Source organism: Nocardiopsis flavescens, assembly GCF_900141985.1.
Lineage (GTDB): Bacteria > Actinomycetota > Actinomycetes > Streptosporangiales > Streptosporangiaceae > Nocardiopsis > Nocardiopsis flavescens.
The window spans coordinates 41,634-60,570 of the sequence record NZ_FQZK01000028.1 but is presented as its reverse complement, the minus strand read 5'-3'; the positions used below and the strand labels follow the sequence as shown (position 1 = coordinate 60,570).

Annotated in this window: 14 protein-coding genes and 1 rRNA gene; 9 read left to right on the top strand and 6 right to left on the bottom strand. The window is 73.6% G+C overall.

All coding sequences use genetic code 11. From position 1 onward, the window contains the following. The first annotated feature begins 139 nt into the window (after positions 1-139). The 3 genes from rrf (at position 140) to BUE45_RS27760 (ending at position 6,532) form a co-directional block, all read left to right on the top strand. Positions 140-255 (top strand): 5S ribosomal RNA (gene rrf, locus BUE45_RS27770). 2,233 nt (positions 256-2,488) lie between these two features. Beyond that, positions 2,489-3,121: a class I SAM-dependent methyltransferase gene (locus BUE45_RS27765; RefSeq protein ID WP_073383824.1), complete on the top strand. Its 633-nt coding sequence runs from the start codon at positions 2,489-2,491 to the stop codon at positions 3,119-3,121. A 252-nt stretch (positions 3,122-3,373) separates the two neighbouring features. Next, positions 3,374-6,532 carry a transglycosylase domain-containing protein gene (locus BUE45_RS27760; protein WP_073383836.1) on the top strand — a complete coding sequence of 1,053 codons (3,159 nt, stop codon included), beginning with the start codon at positions 3,374-3,376 and terminating at the stop codon, positions 6,530-6,532. Between the two features lie 79 nt (positions 6,533-6,611). Here BUE45_RS27760 and BUE45_RS27755 read toward each other — a convergent pair whose 3' ends face one another. From BUE45_RS27755 to BUE45_RS27740, 4 genes are all read right to left on the bottom strand, one after another. Then, the gene (locus tag BUE45_RS27755) at positions 6,612-7,670 is read right to left on the bottom strand and encodes a glucosidase family protein (RefSeq protein WP_073383822.1); all 1,059 of its coding nucleotides are present in this window, start codon (positions 7,668-7,670) and stop codon (positions 6,612-6,614) included. After that, positions 7,670-8,392 (bottom strand): class I SAM-dependent methyltransferase, encoded by a 723-nt coding sequence (locus BUE45_RS27750; RefSeq protein WP_073383821.1) that lies wholly within the window; start codon positions 8,390-8,392, stop codon positions 7,670-7,672. The genes BUE45_RS27755 and BUE45_RS27750 overlap by 1 nt, the downstream gene beginning before the upstream one ends. Positions 8,393-8,425: 33 nt before the next feature. Further along, complete coding sequence (locus BUE45_RS27745) at positions 8,426-9,739, bottom strand: glycosyltransferase family 4 protein (RefSeq protein WP_073383819.1); 1,314 nt, start codon at positions 9,737-9,739, stop codon at positions 8,426-8,428. A 99-nt stretch (positions 9,740-9,838) separates the two neighbouring features. Further along, entirely contained in the window at positions 9,839-10,921 is a 1,083-nt protein-coding gene (locus BUE45_RS27740) for an MBL fold metallo-hydrolase (protein ID WP_073383818.1), read from the bottom strand. A 388-nt stretch (positions 10,922-11,309) separates the two neighbouring features. Between BUE45_RS27740 and BUE45_RS27735 the strand changes: the two genes are divergently transcribed. Further along, on the top strand, positions 11,310-11,918 hold the full coding sequence (locus BUE45_RS27735) for a TetR family transcriptional regulator (RefSeq protein WP_073383816.1): 609 nt from the start codon (positions 11,310-11,312) through the stop codon (positions 11,916-11,918). Positions 11,919-11,953: 35 nt separating this feature from the next. On the opposite strand, the gene BUE45_RS27730 is transcribed toward BUE45_RS27735, so the two are convergent. Continuing rightward, a complete protein-coding gene (locus BUE45_RS27730; RefSeq protein WP_073383815.1) occupies positions 11,954-13,381 on the bottom strand; it encodes a hypothetical protein in 1,428 nt (475 codons plus the stop codon). Between the two features lie 137 nt (positions 13,382-13,518). Next, complete coding sequence (nadA, locus tag BUE45_RS27725) at positions 13,519-14,517, bottom strand: quinolinate synthase NadA (protein ID WP_073383813.1); 999 nt, start codon at positions 14,515-14,517, stop codon at positions 13,519-13,521. Positions 14,518-14,652: 135 nt separating this feature from the next. Here nadA and BUE45_RS27720 point away from each other — a divergent pair, with 135 nt between their 5' ends. The 5 genes from BUE45_RS27720 to BUE45_RS27700 all read left to right on the top strand — a co-directional run bounded on the left by BUE45_RS27720 (position 14,653) and on the right by BUE45_RS27700 (position 18,924). Continuing rightward, the gene (locus BUE45_RS27720) at positions 14,653-15,393 is read left to right on the top strand and encodes an NUDIX hydrolase (protein ID WP_073383812.1); all 741 of its coding nucleotides are present in this window, start codon (positions 14,653-14,655) and stop codon (positions 15,391-15,393) included. Between the two features lie 11 nt (positions 15,394-15,404). Beyond that, positions 15,405-16,076: an HAD family hydrolase gene (locus BUE45_RS27715; RefSeq protein WP_245833498.1), complete on the top strand. Its 672-nt coding sequence runs from the start codon at positions 15,405-15,407 to the stop codon at positions 16,074-16,076. A 264-nt stretch (positions 16,077-16,340) separates the two neighbouring features. Next, positions 16,341-17,450, top strand: a complete 1,110-nt coding sequence (locus tag BUE45_RS27710; RefSeq protein ID WP_073383809.1) for an ABC transporter ATP-binding protein — start codon at positions 16,341-16,343, stop codon at positions 17,448-17,450. Then, positions 17,447-18,241, top strand: a complete 795-nt coding sequence (locus tag BUE45_RS27705; protein ID WP_245833497.1) for an ABC transporter permease — start codon at positions 17,447-17,449, stop codon at positions 18,239-18,241. Before BUE45_RS27710 ends, BUE45_RS27705 begins: the two co-directional genes overlap by 4 nt. Positions 18,242-18,243: 2 nt before the next feature. Then, on the top strand, positions 18,244-18,924 hold the full coding sequence (locus tag BUE45_RS27700; protein ID WP_073383835.1) for an ABC transporter permease: 681 nt from the start codon (positions 18,244-18,246) through the stop codon (positions 18,922-18,924). The last annotated feature ends 13 nt before the right edge of the window (positions 18,925-18,937 follow it).

The following is an 18,937-nucleotide window of genomic DNA, read 5'->3' as shown; positions in this document are numbered from 1 at the left end:
TACTAATAGGCCGAGGGCTTGTCCGCTGCAGATAATTGGGTGCTCGCGCATACGTTGTTCACATAGCTGGTGGATTCTGGTTTCCCTGCTTCGTGGCTCTCTGGTTTGTGGGGGTTGTCGGGGTGTGGGTGTTGGTTTCCGTGGTGGTTATGGTGGGAGGGTCACACCCGGTTACTTTCCGAACCCGGTCGTTAAGTCTCCTTGCGCTGATGGTACTGCCCTGTGGTGGGGTGGGAGAGTAGGTTGCTGCCACGGTTTTTTTCGGGTTGAGGGCCCCTCGTCTTTTGGCGGGGGGCTTTCCCTGTTGTTGGGGTGTGTTGTGGGGGGTTGTCCTTGGGGCGGCCCCCTTTTTTTGTGTGGTGTGGGGGTGGCCGGCTGGAGGGTTTTCTCTTTTGGTCGGGGTGGTCGGGGTGGTCGGGGTGGTCGGCTGCTGTTGGTGCGCGGTCCGGGGTTTGTGGTGTGGTGGTTTTTGTCCTGACCGGGGTGGTCGGCCCCAGCCGGTCGGTGGACCGGGGCGCTGGCCATAGCGGGAGGGTGTCGTTCCCATCCCGGCCCCAGTCGTAGAGCGTCGTTCTCACCCTGGCCGCAGGGGGTGAGAGCTCGACCGGAGTTCTCCGAAAGCTCAGCCATGTGGAAAGGGCGGCCAGCGGAGCGTGGACCTGGCCCCGGCGCAGTCGGCGCACGGCAGACCACTGGGGCGGTGCGTTCGATGCACGTCGCCGGTGGTGGGGGTGTCATCCGGGGCTGGGTCGAGCGAGGCGATCCCAGCCCAGCCGCCCGGGGTGGGAGGAATGCCCCCTGAAAAGGGTGGTGAGCGCGAGGAGCGGCCCGTACGTAGAGCCCACCCATGCCCTCCCAACGCCGTAGGGGGTGAAGCGTGCACGGTCTTCGGGCCCCGGCCACAGCCGGTGAGCATGAATCGCCACCCCGACCCCAGCGGGTTTCGGGAGGGCGTACCTCCCTCCGCGAACCCGTGGGGGTGAAGGCCGCGGACACCTGCCGGCCGCACCACGGGGGGTTGGGGAGGGAGAACCGCGACCTGGGCCCCGGAGCTGTTCACCCTCCTGGAGTCGCCAGCCCCAGCGGGAGGGCATCGCGCTGAGCCGGGCCGTAGGGGGTGAGGGCGGCGCACACGCGCGGCCTCGACCCGTCGTGGTGCGGGAGGGTGCTTGGGTGCGGGTTACTGCGTCTGGGGTTGGTGTTCCAAGCGAGGTCGGGAGCGACTGCGGGTGTGCGGGTGGACCCTTCCTCCTTTTCCACGTGGTCGGGCGGGGCAGGCCTCGCCCGGACCCGCCCCCGGACAGCACACCCCCACCGCCCGGGACGTGCGACCCACGCTCTCGCCTGTCCGTCTGCCGCCCGTCGTGTCGTGGGGGCGGATCCGGCTCCGCCGGTCTGTGCCTTTCCAAGCGGTGACCGTCTTGGAGACCAAAGGTTCTGGTCGGGCGCGACCACAGACCGCCGTTCCCAACGGGTGACCGTCCTGGAGACCTCCAAGTCCGCCTCACCCCCTGGAGCGGAGCATGCGGGAGCGCCACCTGACACCCCCTGCGGCGGGCCGGGCGAGTACCCGCGGCCTCACCCCGCGCGACCTGGCGTGGGAGCGATGCCCTCCGGCTGTGGCTGAGCACTCCCGGCGGGTGGACAACCCCAGTGGCGGGGCGGGGCAGGTACGCGCGGCCTTCACCCCCCATGGTCCGCGGAGCCGAGTGTGCCCTCGTCAACCCCCTGGAGCCGGGATGCCGCTTCATGCTCACCGGCTCTGCTGGAGGCCCAGAGACAGGGCACGCTCCACCCCCCACAGCGTTAAAGCGGGTGAACAACCCCCGTTGCGCGGCGGGCAGGTACCCGCGGCCTCACCCCGCGCGACCTGCGGTGGGAGCGATGCCCCCGGCTGTGGCTGAGCACTCCCGGCGGGTGGACAACCCCCACTGGCTCGGCGGGGTAGGTACGCGCGGCCCTCACCCCCGTGTGTCTGCGGAGCCGAGTATGCCCTCGTCAACCACCTGGAGCCGGGCATGGATTAACGCTCACCGGCTGTGCCTGGGGCCCAGAGACAGCGCACGCTTCACCCCCTACGGCATTAGGAGGGCATGGGTGTGCTTCTACGTACGGGCCGCTCCTCGCGCCCACCAGCCTTTGCAGGGGGCATTCCTCCCGCCGCTGTGTCTGAGCTGGGATCGCCTTGCTCGACCCAGCCCCGGACGACACCCCCACCACCGGCGACGTGCGCCCAACGCACCGCCCCTGCGCTCTGCCGCCCGCGCCGGGGCCAGGTCCACGCTCCGCCGGCCGCCCACCCCAAGCGGCTGGACTTTCGGAGAACTCCGGTCGAGCTCTCACCCCCTGGAGTGGAGGCCGCGGTCCTCTGACCGGCAGTGGCCGGGCGCCCCGGGCGGGAGAAAAGCCATTGCGCCCCGGGCCCCGCCCCCGCGCAGGCTCCGGTCCCCGGCGTCCGGCGGGGTTCCTCCGGTGGGAGAATCCCTGCATGACGACTCCCATCCCCGCCGACCTCCTCGCCGCCGCCGAGGACGCCAAGGGCTTCATGCCCACCGACGAGGGCACCGCCCTGTACGAGGCCGCGCTGCGGTACGCCCCCGTCGGGCCCATCGTCGAGATCGGCACCTACTGCGGCAAGTCCACGATCTTCCTGGGCGCCGCGGCCCGGGCCACCGGTGTGAAGGTCGTCACGGTGGACCACCACCGAGGTTCCGAGGAGCACCAGGAGGGCTGGGAGTACCACGACGCGACGCTCGTCGACGGGGAGACCGGAAAGTTCGACACCCTCCCGCACCTGCGCCGCACCCTCACCCGGGCCGGGCTGGACGACGAGGTCATCACCGTGGTCGGACGCTCCTCCGCGGTCGCCTCGGTGTGGGGCACCCCGCTGGGGATGGTGTTCATCGACGGGGGCCACAGCGAGGAGGCGGCGCAGGCCGACTACGCCGGCTGGAGCCCGCACGTGGCCCCGGGCGGGGCCCTGGTCATCCACGACGTGTTCCCCGACCCCGCGGACGGCGGGCGTCCTCCCCACAACATCTACCTGCGGGCACTGGACTCCGGCCGGTTCCGGGAGGTCGCCGCGGTCGGCTCCCTGCGGGTCCTGGAGCGGGTCGCCTGAGAGCGCGCCGCGGGTGATTTTCGGCTCTCCCGGTGAGCCGGGCGGCATTCGCCCTCGGACACACCTACGCTGGGTAAGCCTTAGGTAAGAAGTCACCACCCGGTTATGGATTCGGCCTTGACATGGTTACGGCCCGGTATCGTGTCCGGGAGGGGCGGAGCGATGGTGGCGTTATCCCCCCAAAGACCGCTTCGAGCCCGACTTGACTGAACCGATCCGGGGCAGTTGCGCGTCAAACACCAGGACGGCACGGTGCCGGACGTGATTTGCCATGGGGGCGGGGAGCTGAGCGAGAGCACGAACGGCGCGAACGGGGCGGATGGGCAGCGCCCCGAGCACGACGAGGACGTCGCGCCGGAGACCAACGACACCTCTGCCGAAAAGCCGTCCGACACCCGAGAGGACGCGACCGGTGGTGCCCCGCCCGCCGGTGCCGACGACACCGCGGAGCCGGAGGGCTCCGCTCCGATCACCTTCAAGACCAGCGGCACCTTCTTCCGTGAGCGTGTCGCTCAGGTACTCGCGGAGCAGGGCTTCGACTCCGACGGCGAGGACGGGGCGGCGACGGCCGCGGGATCCTCCGCCGGCGGGTCGGACGTGACCGGAACCCCGGTCGCAGAGGAGCCCGAAACACCCGCAGAGGAGGAGGGGCCCGGGGAACCCGAGGTCCGGACCGTCGGGGGCATCTACCGGGTGCCGACCCGTGTGCGCGGCAGCGCCCCGGTGCCCCGCGGGCCGGACGCGGAGGACGGTCCCTCCGACTCCGCCGGAGAAGAGCCGGCCCCGGAGGCCGGCGAGGCGGCCACGGCCGCCCTCGACCTGGGCGCCCTCGCGGACGCCGGGGCGTCCGGTGCGCCGGACGGGCCCGCCGGGGAGCCCGCTCAGGAGGCCGCCGAGCCGCCCGTGGCGGCCCGGCGGGACGAACGGCGGGACGTGCCCGCCGAGCCCGCGGAATCCGCCTCCGAGGCCGCCCCGCGGCCCGGGGAGCCCGAGGCCCCGGCCGGGAGCGGACCGGGTGCGGCCACCTGGACGCACGTCCCGCTGCCCCCGGAGGGCGACGGGGACGGCGCTGCCACCGGCACGCCCACCGGTCCCATGCCCTCGGCCGCCGGGCCCGCTCCGCGGCCCGAGGTCACCGAGGAGTCGGCCGCGGCGGCCGGGGCGCTGTGGCCCAAGCCCCAGCGCATGTCCGACTACTCCGCGGGCTCGGGCGGCGGACTCCCGCCGCAGGGCCCCGGAGGCCCCGCGGGTCCCTCCGGTCCGGCCGGCAGCGGCCCCGGCAAGGGCAAGAAGAAGGCCAAGCGCAAGAAGCCGCTCTGGTTGCGCCTGCTGCTCACCTTCCTGGTCGCCACCGGGCTGATGGTCATCCTCGCGGGCGGTGCCTTCGCGTTCTTCTACACCACCGTCGAGGTCCCCGACGCGGCCAAGGCCGACGCCGTGGAGCAGGGCTCGACCTTCTTCTTCGGCGACGGGGAGACCGAGTTCGCCTACCGCGGCACCGACCGCGACCCGGTCAGCTACGACGAGATGACCGAGGGCGGCCCCCACGTCGTGGAGGCCGTCATCTCCGCTGAGGACCGCGGCTTCTGGACCGAGCCGGGCGTCTCCGTGCGGGGCACGACCCGCGCGGTGTGGTCCACGGTCACCGGCCAGCAGGTCCAGGGCGGTTCCACCATCACCCAGCAGATGGTCCGCAACTACTACGAGGGCGTGTCCTTCGAGCAGACGGTCTCGCGGAAGATCCAGGAGATCATCATCTCCATCAAGGTCGACCAGAGCGAGTCCAAAGAGTGGGTGATGGAGCAGTACCTCAACACCATCTACTTCGGCCGCCAGGCCTACGGCGTGCAGGCCGCCGCGCAGGCCTACTACGACAAGGACGTCAACGAGCTGACCGCGGAGGAGGCCGCCTTCCTGGCCGCCGCCATCCAGCAGCCGACGCCGTTCGGCGAGGCCGACGTCAACACCACGCCGGAGATGGAGCAGCGCTGGCGCTACGTCGTCGACGGCATGGTCACCACGGAGGCGATCACGCAGGCCGAGGCCGACGCGATGGAGTTCCCCGCGCCGGTCGAGTACGAGCCCGGCTCGGACAACGACCTGAGCGGCTACCGCGGGTACATGTACGAGGCCGCGATGCGCGAGCTGGAGGAGCTGGGCTACACCGAGGACCAGATCAACCGGCAGGGCTACACGGTCGTCACCACCTTCGACCGGGACATGATGGACGCCGCCTACGAGGTGGTGGAGGCGGCCGTCCCGCAGGAGGCCATCCCCGAGGGCGTCAACATCGGCCTGGCCACCGTGGACCCCGCCACCGGTGAGGTGATGGCGTTCTACGGCGGCCACGACTACACCGAGAACCAGTACGACAGCGCGCTCCTGGGCGGCGCCCAGGCCGGGTCGGCGTTCAAGCCGTACGTCCTGGCGACCGCCCTGGAGGAGGGCTACAGCCTGCGCAGCTTCGTCAACGGCAGCGGGCCGCGGGACGTCGAGGGCTCGCGGATCCAGAACGCGGGCAACGCCCCGGGCGGTCCGATGGACCTGATCCAGGCCACCCGGGTCTCCAACAACCTCGGCTTCGTCGATCTCAACATGGAGGTCGGCTACGAGAACGTGCGCGACACCGCGTACGCGATCGGCCTGCGCGAGGGCAGCATCGAGGACCACCAGCTGGTGCCCACGCTGGCGCTGGGCGTCTCCACGGTGACGCCGCTGGACCAGGCGGGCGGCTACGCCACCTTCGCCAACGGCGGCCGCCACGTGGACACGCACGTGATCAAGTCGATCCTCAACGCCGAGGGCGAGGAGGTCCGGCCCGAGGTCGAGTCCCGCCAGGCCATCGAGGAGTCGACGGCGGCGGACGTCACGTACGCGCTGGAGCAGGTCGTCCAGGGCGGCACGGGATCGGCGGCGAACTTCTGGACGCACCCGGCGGCGGGCAAGACGGGTACCACCTCGGACAGCGTCGCGGCCTGGTTCGTCGGGTACACCCCGCAGCTGTCGACGGCGGTGGGCGTCTACAACGAGAACAACCAGAGCTTCGGCATCCCCGGGTACGACATCTCCGGCGGCGGTGTGGCGGCGCCGATCTGGCGCGACTACATGCAGCGGGTGATGGAGGGGTACGAGCGCGAGGAGTTCCCCGAGCCGGCGTTCGGCGGGTCCGTCCAGTACTGGGCGCCGGACCCCTCCACGCAGGAGCCGGAGGAGCCGGTGGAGGAGGTCCCCGAGGACACCCCGCAGGACCCCGGTACGCCGGAGGTGCCCGAGAGCCCCGAGGTGCCCGAGGTTCCGGAGGTGCCCGAGGTCCCGGAGATCCCCGAGTTCCCGGGTCCGGGCGATCCCGGTGACGGCGGGGAGATCACACCGCCGGGCCGGGAGGAGGGCCGGTCCTTCCCGGGGGACTGAGCGCGCGGGTCCGTCCCGCCGACGGGGGAGTGTGAGGAGAGGGGGCCGCGGGAGCGGCCCCCTCTCCTGTCGTGCGGGGTCAGCCGTCCCAGGTGTGCAGGAACACGCGGGAGCCCGGGGTGGTCGCGGTGAGGGCGTCCACGGCCAGGATCACGGCGGCGGTCGTCCAGGTGCTGCGCTCCACGGGCCAGCGCACCTGCTCGGCGAACTGGTAGCCGGTCCAGTAGACGCCGTCGTCGCCGTCGCGCAGGTGCTGCACCTCGCGCAGGATGCGCACGCCCTCCTCGGTCCTGCCCAGGGCCGCCAGGGCCAGGACCAGCTCGGAGGTCTCGGCGGCGGTCACCCAGGGCTGGTCGTCGACGCAGCGCACGCCCAGGCCCGGGACCACGAACCTGTCCCAGCGCTCGGCAAGCCGGGCGTGGGCGGCCTCGCCGCGGACGGCGCCGCCCAGTACGGGGTAGAACCAGTCCATCGAGAACCGGGAGCGGTCGGCGAACAGGTCCTCGTCGTCGTTGACGAGGTCCGCCAGCCGGTCGGCCGCCCCGGTCCACGCCGGCCGGGGGCGGCCCAGGCGCTCGCCCAGGGCGGCGCCGCAGCGCAGCGCGTGGTGCACGCTCGCGCACACGGTGAGCAGGGCGTGGTCGCCGGGGGAGCCGTCCTCCCCGCGTGCCCACAGGATCTCGCCGCGGGGGCCGCGCAGGGCCAGGACGAACTCCAGCCCCTCCTCGACGACGGGCCACAGCTCCCCGGCGAAGGCGGTGTCCCCGGTGACGAGGAGGTGGTGGAAAAGCCCCACCGCCGGGTAGGCGGCGTGGTTGGCCTCGCGCAGCCCGGTGGCGGGGACGCCCTGGCGGAACTTGGCGGGCCAGCCGCCGTCCGGGTGGCGGGACTCCGCCAGCCACCGGTAGGCGCGGCGGGCGGCGGCGGCGTGCGCGGGCCTCCACAGCCCGGTGACGGTGAGCGCCATGGCGCACTCGACGTGGTCCCACACGTCGGTGTGGCCGCCGGGGAACCAGGGGACGGCCCCGGTGTCCTCCTGGCTGCGGGCCAGGTAGTCGGCGGACCGCAGCAGCTGCCCGGCGTCCAGGACTCCGGGCAGGCGCAGGGCGAGCTCGTCCGGTGCGCTGACGACCGGCATCAGGCGGCGTCGAGCGGCTTGCGCACGTACACGACCACGCTCTTGCCGATGACCGGGTTGAGCAGGCGCTCGGCCGCGCGGGTCACCGCGGGGGCCTGGAACATGTCCCAGACGAGCAGCTCGTGGTAGGCCTTGACGAGCGGGTGGTCGTCGTTGCCGGTGCCCACGGCGCACTTGATCCACCAGTAGGGGGCGTGCAGGGCGTGCGCGTGGTGGTGCGGGCCGATGTGGAAGCCGGTGGCCTTGAGCTTGGCCTCCAGCTCGGCGCGGGTGTAGATGCGGATGTGGCCGCCCTCGTTGGTGTGGTACTCCTCCGAGAGGGCCCAGCAGATGCGCTCGGGCAGGAACCCGGGCACGGTCACCGCGGCGATGCCGCCGGGCCGCAGGACCCGGTACAGCTCCTTCATGGCGGCGGTGTCGTGCGGGATGTGCTCGAAGATCTCCGCGGCGATGACGCGGTCGAAGCTCGCGTCGTCGAAGGGCATGTCGAGGGCGTCGCCCTTGACGGCCTCCGCGGCGGCGGAGGCGGGCGCCTCACCCTCGTCCTTCATGGCGGCGAACATGGCCTCGACGGAGGCCAGGTCCTCGACGTTCTGGTCGAAGGCGACGATGTCGGCGCCGCGGCGGTAGACCTCGAACGCGTGGCGGCCCCCGCCGCAGCCCAGGTCGAGCACGCGGTCGCCCGGACCGACGGGGAACAGGGTGAAGTCGACGGTGATCAGTGGAGGCTCCCTCGTGTTCTGCGGTAAAGGTGCTCAGGCGCCGTCGGCCCGGGCGGGGGCTCGGCGCCGGTCCGCGGCGGACGCGATGGTGGACGCGTAGCGCTGGGCGGTCAGCTCGGCCACCGCGCGCCAGGTGAAGCGCTCCTGGACGCGCTTCCAGGCGGCGGCGCCCATGCGCTCGCGCTCGGCGCCGTCGTCGAGGAGGCGGGCGAGTTCGGCGGCCAGCAGTTCGGGGTCGCCGGGGGCGATGAGGCGGCCGGCGTCGCCGTCGGTGCCGACGACCTCGGGCAGTGCCCCGGCGCGGCTGGCGACGAGGGGGGTGGCGCAGGCCATGGCCTCGACGGCGGGCAGGGAGAAGCCCTCGTAGAAGGACGGGACGACGGCGACCTGCGCGGTGCGGATCAGCCCGGCGAGGGCGGTGTCGTCGATGCCGCTGACGAACTCGACCCGGTCGCGCAGGCTGAGCTCGTCGACCAGCCGGTCGGTGGGTCCGCCGGGGCGGGGCCTGCTGACGATGGTCAGGGTGATGTCGCGTTCGGTGGCGAGCTTGGCGGCGGCGCGCAGCAGGGTGGCGACGCCCTTGAGGGGGCTGTCGGCGCTGGCGGTGCACACGATGCGGCCCGGGACGCGCGCCGTGTCCGGGCGCGGGTGGAAGTAGCGGGTGTCGACGCCCAGGGGGGTGACCTCCATGGTCCCGGGGTCGACGCCGAACTCGCGGGCGATGTCGTCGGCGGAGGAGCGGGAGGGCACCAGGATGGGGTCGAGCCGGCGGGCGACCCTGGCCTGCATTTTGACGAACCCGTACCAGCGGCGCTTGGAGAGCCGCTGCCAGCCGCGGGCCTCGCCGATCTCGATGCGGCGGTCGACGCTGATGGGGTGGTGGATGGTGGTGACCAGGGGGAGCCCGGCGGACTTGATGCGGAGCAGGCCCCAGCCCAGGGTCTGGTTGTCGTGGACGACGTCGAACTCCCCCAGGCGGCGGCGGAGTTCGCGGTCGGCGCGCAGGGAGAAGGTGAGGGGCTCGGGGAACCCGGCGGTCCACATGGTGGCGACCTCCAGGGCGTCGATCCAGTCGCGCCACTCGCGCAGGGGCGGGGCGACGAAGGGGTCGGCGTCGTTGTACAGGTCCAGGGAGGGGATCTTCTCCAGGGTGACGCCCTCGTCCAGGACGGGGTAGGGCTGGCCGGAGAAGACGGTGACCCGGTGGCCCAGCGCGGCCAGTTCCCGGGAGAGGTGGCGGACGTAGACCCCCTGGCCGCCGACGTGCTGCTTGCTCCGGTAGGAGAGCAGGGCGACGCGCAGGGGGCGCTCGGGTCTGGGTCCCGTGCTCGTGCCCGGCTGGGTCAAGGGTCCACCTCTTCGTTGGATCGCGGGGCCCGGCCGCCGCGGTGGCGGGGCGGTGCCGCCGGGACGTCGCGCGGGTCGGCGGCGCGGGCGCCCCATATGTTACTCGTCGGTTGTTCCGGGGTCGGCTCCCGGGCCTGTTGCCAGAGATCCTATGCGTGGGGCGTTCGGAGCGGTGACCGCGACCCAGCGGGGGAGGCCGCGGGTTCCGGTGCGTGCGGCCAGGCCGCGCCGCTCGGCCAGGCGCAGGTGGGCCGCGGTCTCGGCGGCGGCCATGTGGTGCGAGCGCACGCCCATGCCGGTCCAGGGGCGGCGCCAGGCCAGGCCGGAGGAGACCTCCCACAGGGTGGCGGGGCCGTGGCCGCGGAGCAGCGTGATGATTTCGCCGAGGCGGTCCTCGTGGTGCCGGGCGATCTCCGCGGCCCGGGCGGCCGGGCCGGTGAACCGGTGTTCGTGGGCGGGGAGGCAGAGCAGGGCGTCGGCGCCGGGCAGGGCTCCGACGGCGCGCTGGGAGGAGAGGTAGTCGCCCAGGGGGTCGCCCTCGCCGTCGGCCGGGGGGAACAGGCCGATGTGCGGGGTGATGCGGGGCAGGACGTGGTCGCCGGTGAAGAGGCGTCCGCCGTCGGCCAGGTGCAGGCACAGGTGGCCGGGGGTGTGCCCCGGGGTCCAGACGGCGCGCAGGTCGCGGCCGGGCAGGTCCACGCGGGCTCCGTCGGGCAGGGCCAGGTCGGGGACGACCGGGGGCGGGGCGTGGCGGGGGCCGGCCAGGAGTTCGGCGATGTCGTCCTCGGGGAATCCGGCGGCCCGTGTCCGGTCGGCCAGTTCCCGCAGGCGCGTGTCCTCGTCGCGGGCGAGGAGGTGTTCGGTGACGGCGATGTCGGCGGGGTGCATGGCCAGCCAGGCGTCGGAGGAGGCGCGCAGCCGTCCGGTGAGCCCGGTGTGGTCGGGGTGGAAGTGGGTGAGGACGGCGCCGCGGACCTCCTCCACGCGGTGGCCGATGCGGGCCAGGCCGGCGACCAGGGCGTCCCAGGAGTCGTCGTGGTCCCAGCCGGTGTCGATGAGGACGGGGCCGTCGCCGCCGGTCAGGGCGTAGACGTAGGTGAAGCCGAGGGGGTTGCCGGGGATGGGCACCGGCAGGCTCCACACGCCGTCTCCGAGGTCCTCGACGGGGGGTGTCCCGGGCATGGGCGGCCTCTCGCTGGAAACAGAACCGGATTCGATTCTAGGTCGGGGCCGGGTGCCGGGTGCGGGCCGGGTCGGCGCGCCGGAGGGGCGGTGTGCACACAGGGTGACCACCGGGGGCGGGCTGTCCGCCCAGAGTGAAATAGAACATATTCTATAAATCCCGTACCAGCGTTCCCAAAAGCCGCAGACCGATTCCGTAAGGATGCTGCCATGCCGGTCAATGAGGCGTGAATCATGGAAGGGAACCCCTGCGCGAACGGGAAGCGGTTGGATAACGTGTTCTCATGAGGTCGGTGCTCCAGGAGGACCGTCGGCCACACCTGGTAGCCCTCTCGGTGCCGCGGCCGGTGGTCGGCGCACGGAGCCGATGACGAAGGGGAGAGATCCTGTGGCGGTGCAGGCGCCGATCGGAACCATGTCACGAAGCCAGACCCAGCGCCGCAAGCGCATCGTGCAGACCGCGGCGGCCCTGGCCGTGCGCGGCGGCGTCGAGGCGATGCAGATGCGCTCGGTGGCCGAGCGGGCGGGGGTCGCCCTGGGCACCCTCTACCGCTACTTCCCCTCCAAGATGGACCTCGTGGTGGCCGTGGTCACCGAGGAGCTGGACCTGCTGGAGGGCGGCATCGTCCGCCGCCCGCCCACCGCCGACACCCCGGCCGGCCGGGCCGTGGACGTGCTGCTGCGCGCCACCCGCGGCCTGATGCGCGAGCCGGAGCTGGCCGACGCGCTGGTGCGCTCGCTCATCATGGCCGAGGTCAAGATCGAGCTGGACACCCGCATCACGGACCTGGTCTGGCGGGTGGCCTCGGGGTCGCTGGCGCCGGAGTCCTCCGGGGAGGAGGACATCGACCGCGCGGACGTCGGCTACGTACTGGCCGGATCGCTCACCAGCGTGTGGATCTTCGAGCTGGTGGAGGTCCTCAAGGGCCGCCGCGACGTCGACGGGGTCGAGCGGCGGCTGCACATCGCCGCCGAGCGCCTCCTCACCGCCTTCTAGACGGCGCCCCGCGGGCCCCGCCCGCGCCGGGGGTGTCAGCCACCGCCCAGGAGCAGCCCCAGCAGACCGCCGAGCAGACCGCCTCCGCGCCCGGACCCGCCGTCGTCGGGATCCTCGCCGGAGGCGTCGTCGTCCCCGGGGTCGGGCGAGGGCGCCTGCGGCGGCGCCTCCTCACCGGGCGCCCCGTCCTGAGGGGGCTCCGCGGGCTCGTGCGGGGCGGCCGGCGGGGTGCCCGGGTCCCCGGGGCCCTCGTCCGCCGCGCCGCCCTGCCCGCTCCGCTCCTGCCCGGTCCCTGACGGGGCCGGACCGGCGGGGGCCGTGGGGGCCGGTTCGGTGGGGCCGGCCTCGGGCCGGGTGTCGGCGGCGGTGGAGGCGGACTCCACCCCGGTGAGCGCCGATCCGGGGGGCGGCGGGTCGTCGGGTCCGGCGCCGATGACGGTGCGAGGGTCCTCGACGGTGCCCGCCCAGCCCCACAGCGCCACGGCCAGGGCGGCGGTGGCCAGCCCGGCGAGCACGGGCAGCGCCCGCCGGGAGCGGCGGGGCGCGGCCTCCTCCCCGTCCTCGGCGACGCCCCCGGGCGCGGGCAGCGGTGCCCGGTGCTCCTCGTGGACGGGGTGGTCGGCGGTGGTCAGGCGGTCGCCGGGCAGGACGCGGGCGGGGCGCGGCGCACGCGCCTCGGCGCCCGCACCGCCCCCGGGGCCGGAGCCCGCCCCGGCGCCCGCGGCGTCCTCCGCGGCGCGGGAGCGGTGCAGCGGGTAGCCCTGGGAGGTGAGCGGGTGCATCTCCCGGGCGATGCGGCGGCGCTCGCCCTCCAGGGCGGGGTCGGAGCAGGTGGCCGCCACCCGGTCGCGCAGGCCCGGGGGCGGGCCCGGCGGGCGCAGCAGGGCCAGGGCGGTGGAGACCTCCTCCGTGCGGGCGCGCCAGGCGGCCGGGGACGGCGGCCCCTCGTCGGCGGGGACGCGGACGCGGGCCCGGGCGGCGCGCTCGGGGTCGCGGGCCTCGGCCAGGGCGTCGGCGGCGCGGCGCACCGCGGAGCGGGCCAGGCCGGCGCACAGGTCGGGGTCCAGCCCCAGGACGCGGGCGATCGCCGAGGCGGGCAGCGCGTGGCGCAGGTGGAGTTCGACGAGTTCGCGGTGGCTGGCCGGGAGCCGGGAGAACATGCGCGCCACCGGCTCCTCGGCGGGCACGGTGGCCAGCCGGGCGTAGGGGCACACGGGGGCGAAGCCGCGCCGGCGGGCGGCGGCCCGGACCAGGGCGTACAGCCAGGGGGCGCGCTCGGCCGGGTCGGCGGGGCGCCCGGTCAGGGTGCGCGCGGCCACCAGCCCGTCGTGCACGGCGTCGGCGGCCCCGGGGCCCTCGCCCAGCAGGGACCAGGCGTACCGGTACAGGGCCGGGGCGAAGGCGTCGTAGAGCCCCTCGACCGTCTCCCGAACCGGTTCGTCTCTTTCGTTGCCTCTGGTCACGATTCTCCCCCCACACCGCAGACGGTAGTGGGGGGAGTCGGGTCCCGCGGGGGATTCCGGGGACTGTGGCGTGAAGGTGAGGTTTCTGTTACCTCACGCCGGGTCGCCGGAATCTCGCCGCTGGTGAAACGCCCCGGTCACTCGCCTCCGCGCGAGGGGGAGCCGATGGCGATCATCCGCTCGACGGAGCGGCGCGCGCTGGCGGCGGTGGCGGCGTCCACGGTGATCTCGGTGGTGCCGAACCGCAGCGAGTTCAGCAGCTTGTCGGCGTCGATCATCTTCATGTAGTGGCACTCGGCGCGCGAGTTGACCGCCTCGAACTCGGTCGCCGGGTTGGCGTTGCGCAGCTGGTGCAGCATGCCGGTCTCGGTGGCGATGAGGACCTTCTTGGCGGTGGTGTTCTCGGCCGCGGTGAGCATGCCGCCGGTGGACAGGACCTTGACCCGCTCCTTGGGGACGGCCCCGCTGCCGACCAGGTACAGGGCGGAGGTGGCGCAGCCGCACTCGGGGTGCACGTAGACCTCGGCGTCGGGCTCGGACTCCACGCGCTCGCGCAGGGTGTGGCCGTCGATCCCGGCGTGGACGTGGCACTCGCCCATCCAGACGTGGATGTTGTCGCGGCCGGTGACGCGCTTGACGTGGGCGCCCAGGAACTGGTCCGGCAGGAAGAGGATCTCGCGGTCCTCGGGGATGGACCGGATGACGTCGGCGGCGTTGGAGGAGGTGCAGCAGATGTCGGTCTCGGCCTTGACCGCCGCGGTGGTGTTGACGTAGGCGACGACGACCGCGCCGGGGTGCTCGGCCTTCCAGTCGCGCACCTGCTGCGCGGTGATGGTGTCGGCCAGGGAGCAGCCCGCCTCGGGGTCGGGCAGCAGGATCGTCTTCTCCGGGGCCAGGATCTTGGCGGTCTCGGCCATGAAGTGCACGCCGCAGAAGACGATGGTGCCCGCGTCGACGGTGGCGGCCAGGCGGGACAGGGCCAGGGAGTCGCCGGTGTGGTGGGCGACGTCCTGGATTTCCGGGCGCTGGTAGTTGTGCGCGAGGATGACCGCATCGCGCTCCTGCGCCAGGCGGCGGACCTCGGCGGCCCACTCCTGCCTGGTCATGGTGTCCGCCGGGGCGGTGACCGGTGCCATGTCCGTACTACTTCCTTGAGGCTGTGGGCGGGCGTGGACGCCGCGCCGTGGCTGGCCGGTGCCGGGAGACCGAGTTTTTGTCTGTCAGGCACAAACCTGTGGCAGCTTAACATGTCGGGGAACGGAAGGGACAGGGTGGATATCCCGGAAGCAAACGGACAGGTGGTGGGGGCCGTGGTCGGGGACAGCGGCCTCTCGGCGCACGAGGCGCTCGCCGTCGTCCTCCAGATCCGCGCCGGGGAGCTGTGCGTCCTGCTGTGGCGCCGCGCGCTGCCGCCCTGCGAGGGGGAGTGGGCGCTGCCCGGCGGCAGGCTGCGGGCCGACGAGAGCCTGGGCGCCTCCATCCGCCGCCAGCTGGCCCAGAAGGTCGACGTGCGCGACCTGTCGCACCTGGAACAGCTGGAGACGCGCAGCGACCCCGGCCGCACCCCCGAGCGCCGGACCCTGGCCACGGCCTACCTGGGCCTGGTCCCGGCCGACACCGACCCCGTGGTGCCCGCCGACACGCGCTGGCACCCGGCCGCGGACCTGCCGCCGATGGCCTTCGACCACGCCTCCATCGTCCGCTCGGGACGGCAGCGGCTGCGCGCCAAGCTCAGCTACACCAACGTCGGCTTCGCCCTGGCCCCGCCCGAGTTCACCATGTCGGAGCTGTCGGGCTACTACCGGGCCGCGCTGGGGCACGACGTGGCCGCCACCAACCTGCGCCGGGTGCTGCTGCGCCGGGGGCAGATCGAGGAGACCGGCCGCTCGGTGCCCTCGGGGAGGTCGGGCGGGCGGCCCGCCGCGCTCTTCCGGTTCCGGTCGCTGAGCCTGCAGATCACCGACGCCTTCGCGGTACTGCGGCCGCCCGGACAGGGGACGGGCGGCTTGTAGACTCCCTCGGCGTGACTATTCGTACTGTGGTGTTCGACGTCGGCGAGACGCTGGTCGACGAGACGCGCATCTTCGCGCGCTGGGCGGACCGCTTCGGCATCCCGCACATGGCGTTCTTCGGCACCATCGGCGGTGTCCTGGCCTCGGGGGGCACCCTCACCGACGGGTTCCGCCTGATGGTGCCCGGTTTCGACCTGGCGGCCGAGAGCGAGCGCTGGCGGGCGCAGGACCCCGGCGGCGAGCGCGAGCACTTCGGCGAGAGGGACCTGTACCCGGACGTGCGGTCGGCGTTCGCGGACATGCGCAGGGGCGGCCTGTCCCTGGTCGTGGCCGGGAACCAGCCGCCCGAGGCCGGGCCCGCGCTGGAGGCGATGGCGCTGGGCGTGGACGGGATCGGTATCTCCGACGTCTGGGGCGTGAAGAAGCCGCTGCCGGAGTTCTTCGACCGGGTGCTGGACCTGGCCGCCCTGACCCGGCCCGGGATCACCGCCGGGGAGATCCTCTACGTGGGCGACCGGGTCGACAACGACGTGCTGCCCGCCCGCGCGGCGGGCATGGCCACGGCGCTGCTGCGCCGGGGGATCTACGGGTACCGCCACGCCGCCCGGCCCGAGGCGGCGCGGGCCGACGTCGTCGCCGACGACCTGCACGCCGTCGCGGAGTGGGCCCTGGCGCACGCCTGACCGGCGGCCCCGGCGGCGCTCCCCGCCCCGGACGCGCGGACGGGCGGTGCGTCCTCCCCGCCGCCCCTCCCTGCTGTTAGGCTACGGGCCCATATCCCATCCATCTGATGGGAAAAGTAGACAAATGGCGATCCGATCACGGTGTGCGTCCCTGCCGTTTGGCGGACTCGAACAGGGGTACCGTCGAACGGTCCGCCCCGGGGTCCCCCCTCCCGCCAGGGGCCGCACCCGTACCATCAGCCCCGCCCCGGACTGGAGACCCCGATGATCACCTTCGAGGGCGCCGCCAAGCACTACCCCGACGGCACCGTCGCCGTCGCCGACCTTGACCTCACCGTGGAGACCGGGCAGACCACGGTCTTCGTCGGACCCTCGGGAAGCGGCAAGACCACGTCGCTGCGGATGATCAACCGCATGGTCGAGCCCACCCGCGGGACCGTGCGCATCGACGGCGTCGACATCCGCGACCGCGATCCCGCCCTGCTGCGCCGCGGCATCGGCTACGTGATCCAGCAGGCCGGCCTGTTCCCGCACCGCACCGTCCTGGACAACATCGCGACGGTGCCCCTGCTGCTGGGAACGCCCCGCAGGGCCGCCCGCGCCCGCGCCGCAGAGCTCATGGAGCTGGTCGGCCTCGACCCCGCCATGGGCCGCCGCTGGCCGCACCAGCTCTCCGGCGGCCAGCAGCAGCGCGTGGGCGTCGCCCGCGCCCTGGCCGCCGACCCGCCCGTCCTGCTCATGGACGAGCCCTTCAGCGCCGTCGACCCGGTGGTGCGCACCGGCCTGCAGGACGAGCTGCTGCGCCTGCAGCAGGAACTGCGCAAGACCATCGTGTTCGTCACCCACGACATCGACGAGGCCGTGCGCCTGGGCGACCGCATCGCGGTCTTCCGCCCCGGCGGCGAACTCGCCCAGTACGACAGCCCCGAGCGGCTGCTCACCGACCCCGCCGACGACTTCGTGGAGGGGTTCGTCGGCCACGACCGCGGCGTGCGCCGCCTGTCGTTCTTCCCGGCCCGGGTCCTGTCCCTGCGCGACGACGTCGTGTTCGAGGACGACCTCAAGGTGGAGGACGTGCGCCACATCGCCGCCGAGCACCCGTGGCTGCTGGTCGTCGACACCGAGCGGTCCCCCGTCGGCTGGCTCTCGGACCGCTCCCTGGTCGACGTCCCCTCCGGCATCCGGCTGAGCGAGCTGGACACCGTCCCCTTCGGTCACACCTTCACGGTCGAGACGGACTCCCTGCGCGCCGCGCTGGACTCCGCCGTGCTCTCGCCCGCCGGCCGCGCCGTCGGGGTGGACGTCGACGGCCGGGTCCTGGGCGTGGTCACCCAGGACGACCTCGGCGCCGCCCTGTGGTCGGTGACCGAGTGAGCGCCCCCGCCGCCGCCCTGGACTGGGCCCAGGGCGTCTGGGACTGGGCCGCGGCCAACTGGTACTACCCCGACGAGCCCGGGCGGGGCATCCGCCCGCGGCTCATCGAGCACATCCGCCTGTCGTACGCGTCCATCGCCATCGGACTGCTCCTGGCCGTCCCGCTGGGGCTGGCCTGCGTGCGCTGGAAGCCGCTGTACCCGCCGCTGCTCACCGGCGTGAACGTGCTCTACGCCGTGCCCTCCATCGCCCTGTTCTTCCTCCTGCTGCCCTACACCGGGTTCAGCGACTGGACGGCGATCGTCCCGCTGGCCGTGTACACCCTGGTCATCCTGCTGCCCAACGTGGTGGACGGCCTCCACCAGGTGCCCGACCACGTGCGCCAGGCGGCCGTGGCGATGGGCTTCGGCCCGCTGCGCCGCCTGGTGCGGGTGGAGACGCCGGTGGCCCTCCCGGTCATCATCGCCGGGCTGCGGGTGGCGTCGGTGGCCACCATCAGCATGGTCAGCGTGGCCTCCCTGGTGGGCCTGGGCGGCCTGGGGCGGCTCATCCTCAGCGACGGGTTCCGCCGCCAGTTCGACGCGCCCATCGTCGTGGGCGTGGTCCTCGTGGTGCTGCTGGCCTTCGCCACCGACGCCCTGCTGGTCCTGGCCCAGCGCCTGCTCACGCCGTGGGCGCGGCGCGACCGGCCGCGCACCGGGTCCGTCCGCCGCCGCCGGGCCGCGGCGACCGCGGCCGCGGACGCCCCGGCGCTCGCATCGACGGCGGTCGCACCGCCGGGGAAGGGGTGACCGTGGAGATCCTCGACGGCCTCACCGCCTGGTTCGCCGACCCCGCCCAGTGGAGCGGCAGCGCGGGAATCCCCGCCCGGCTCGGCGAGCACGTGTACTACTCGCTGCTGGCCCTGGTGCTGTCGGCGCTCATCGCCGTCCCCGTGGGCCTGTTCACCGGCCACACCGGGGTGGGCGGCTTCCTGACCGCCAGCCTGGCCAACTTCGCACGGGCGCTGCCCACCATCGGCGTGCTGTTCCTCGTCGTGATGGCCGCCGGGATCGGCCTGGTCCCGGTGATCGCCGCCCTGGTGGCGCTGGCCGTGCCGCCGATCCTGGTCAACACCCACGAGGGGGTGCGCTCGGTGGACCCGGGGCTGCGCGACGCCGCCACGGGCATGGGCATGCGCGGCCGCGAGGTCCTGCTGCGCCTGGAGCTGCCGGTGGCGCTGCCGCTGGTCCTCATCGGGCTGCGCACCGCCGCCGTCCAGGTCGTGGCGACCGCGACCATCGCGGCCTACGTGGGCGTCGGCGGCCTGGGCCGCTACATCTTCGACGGCCAGGCCCAGCAGAACCTGTCGATGATCCTGGGCGGGTCCGTCCTGGTGGTGGCGCTGGCCGTCGTCACCACCCTCCTGTTCGCCGGGGCGCGGCGCCTTCTGGTCGCCCCCGGGCTGCGCGCGCAGGCCGCGCCCGCGCGGTGAAGGGTCCGCCGCG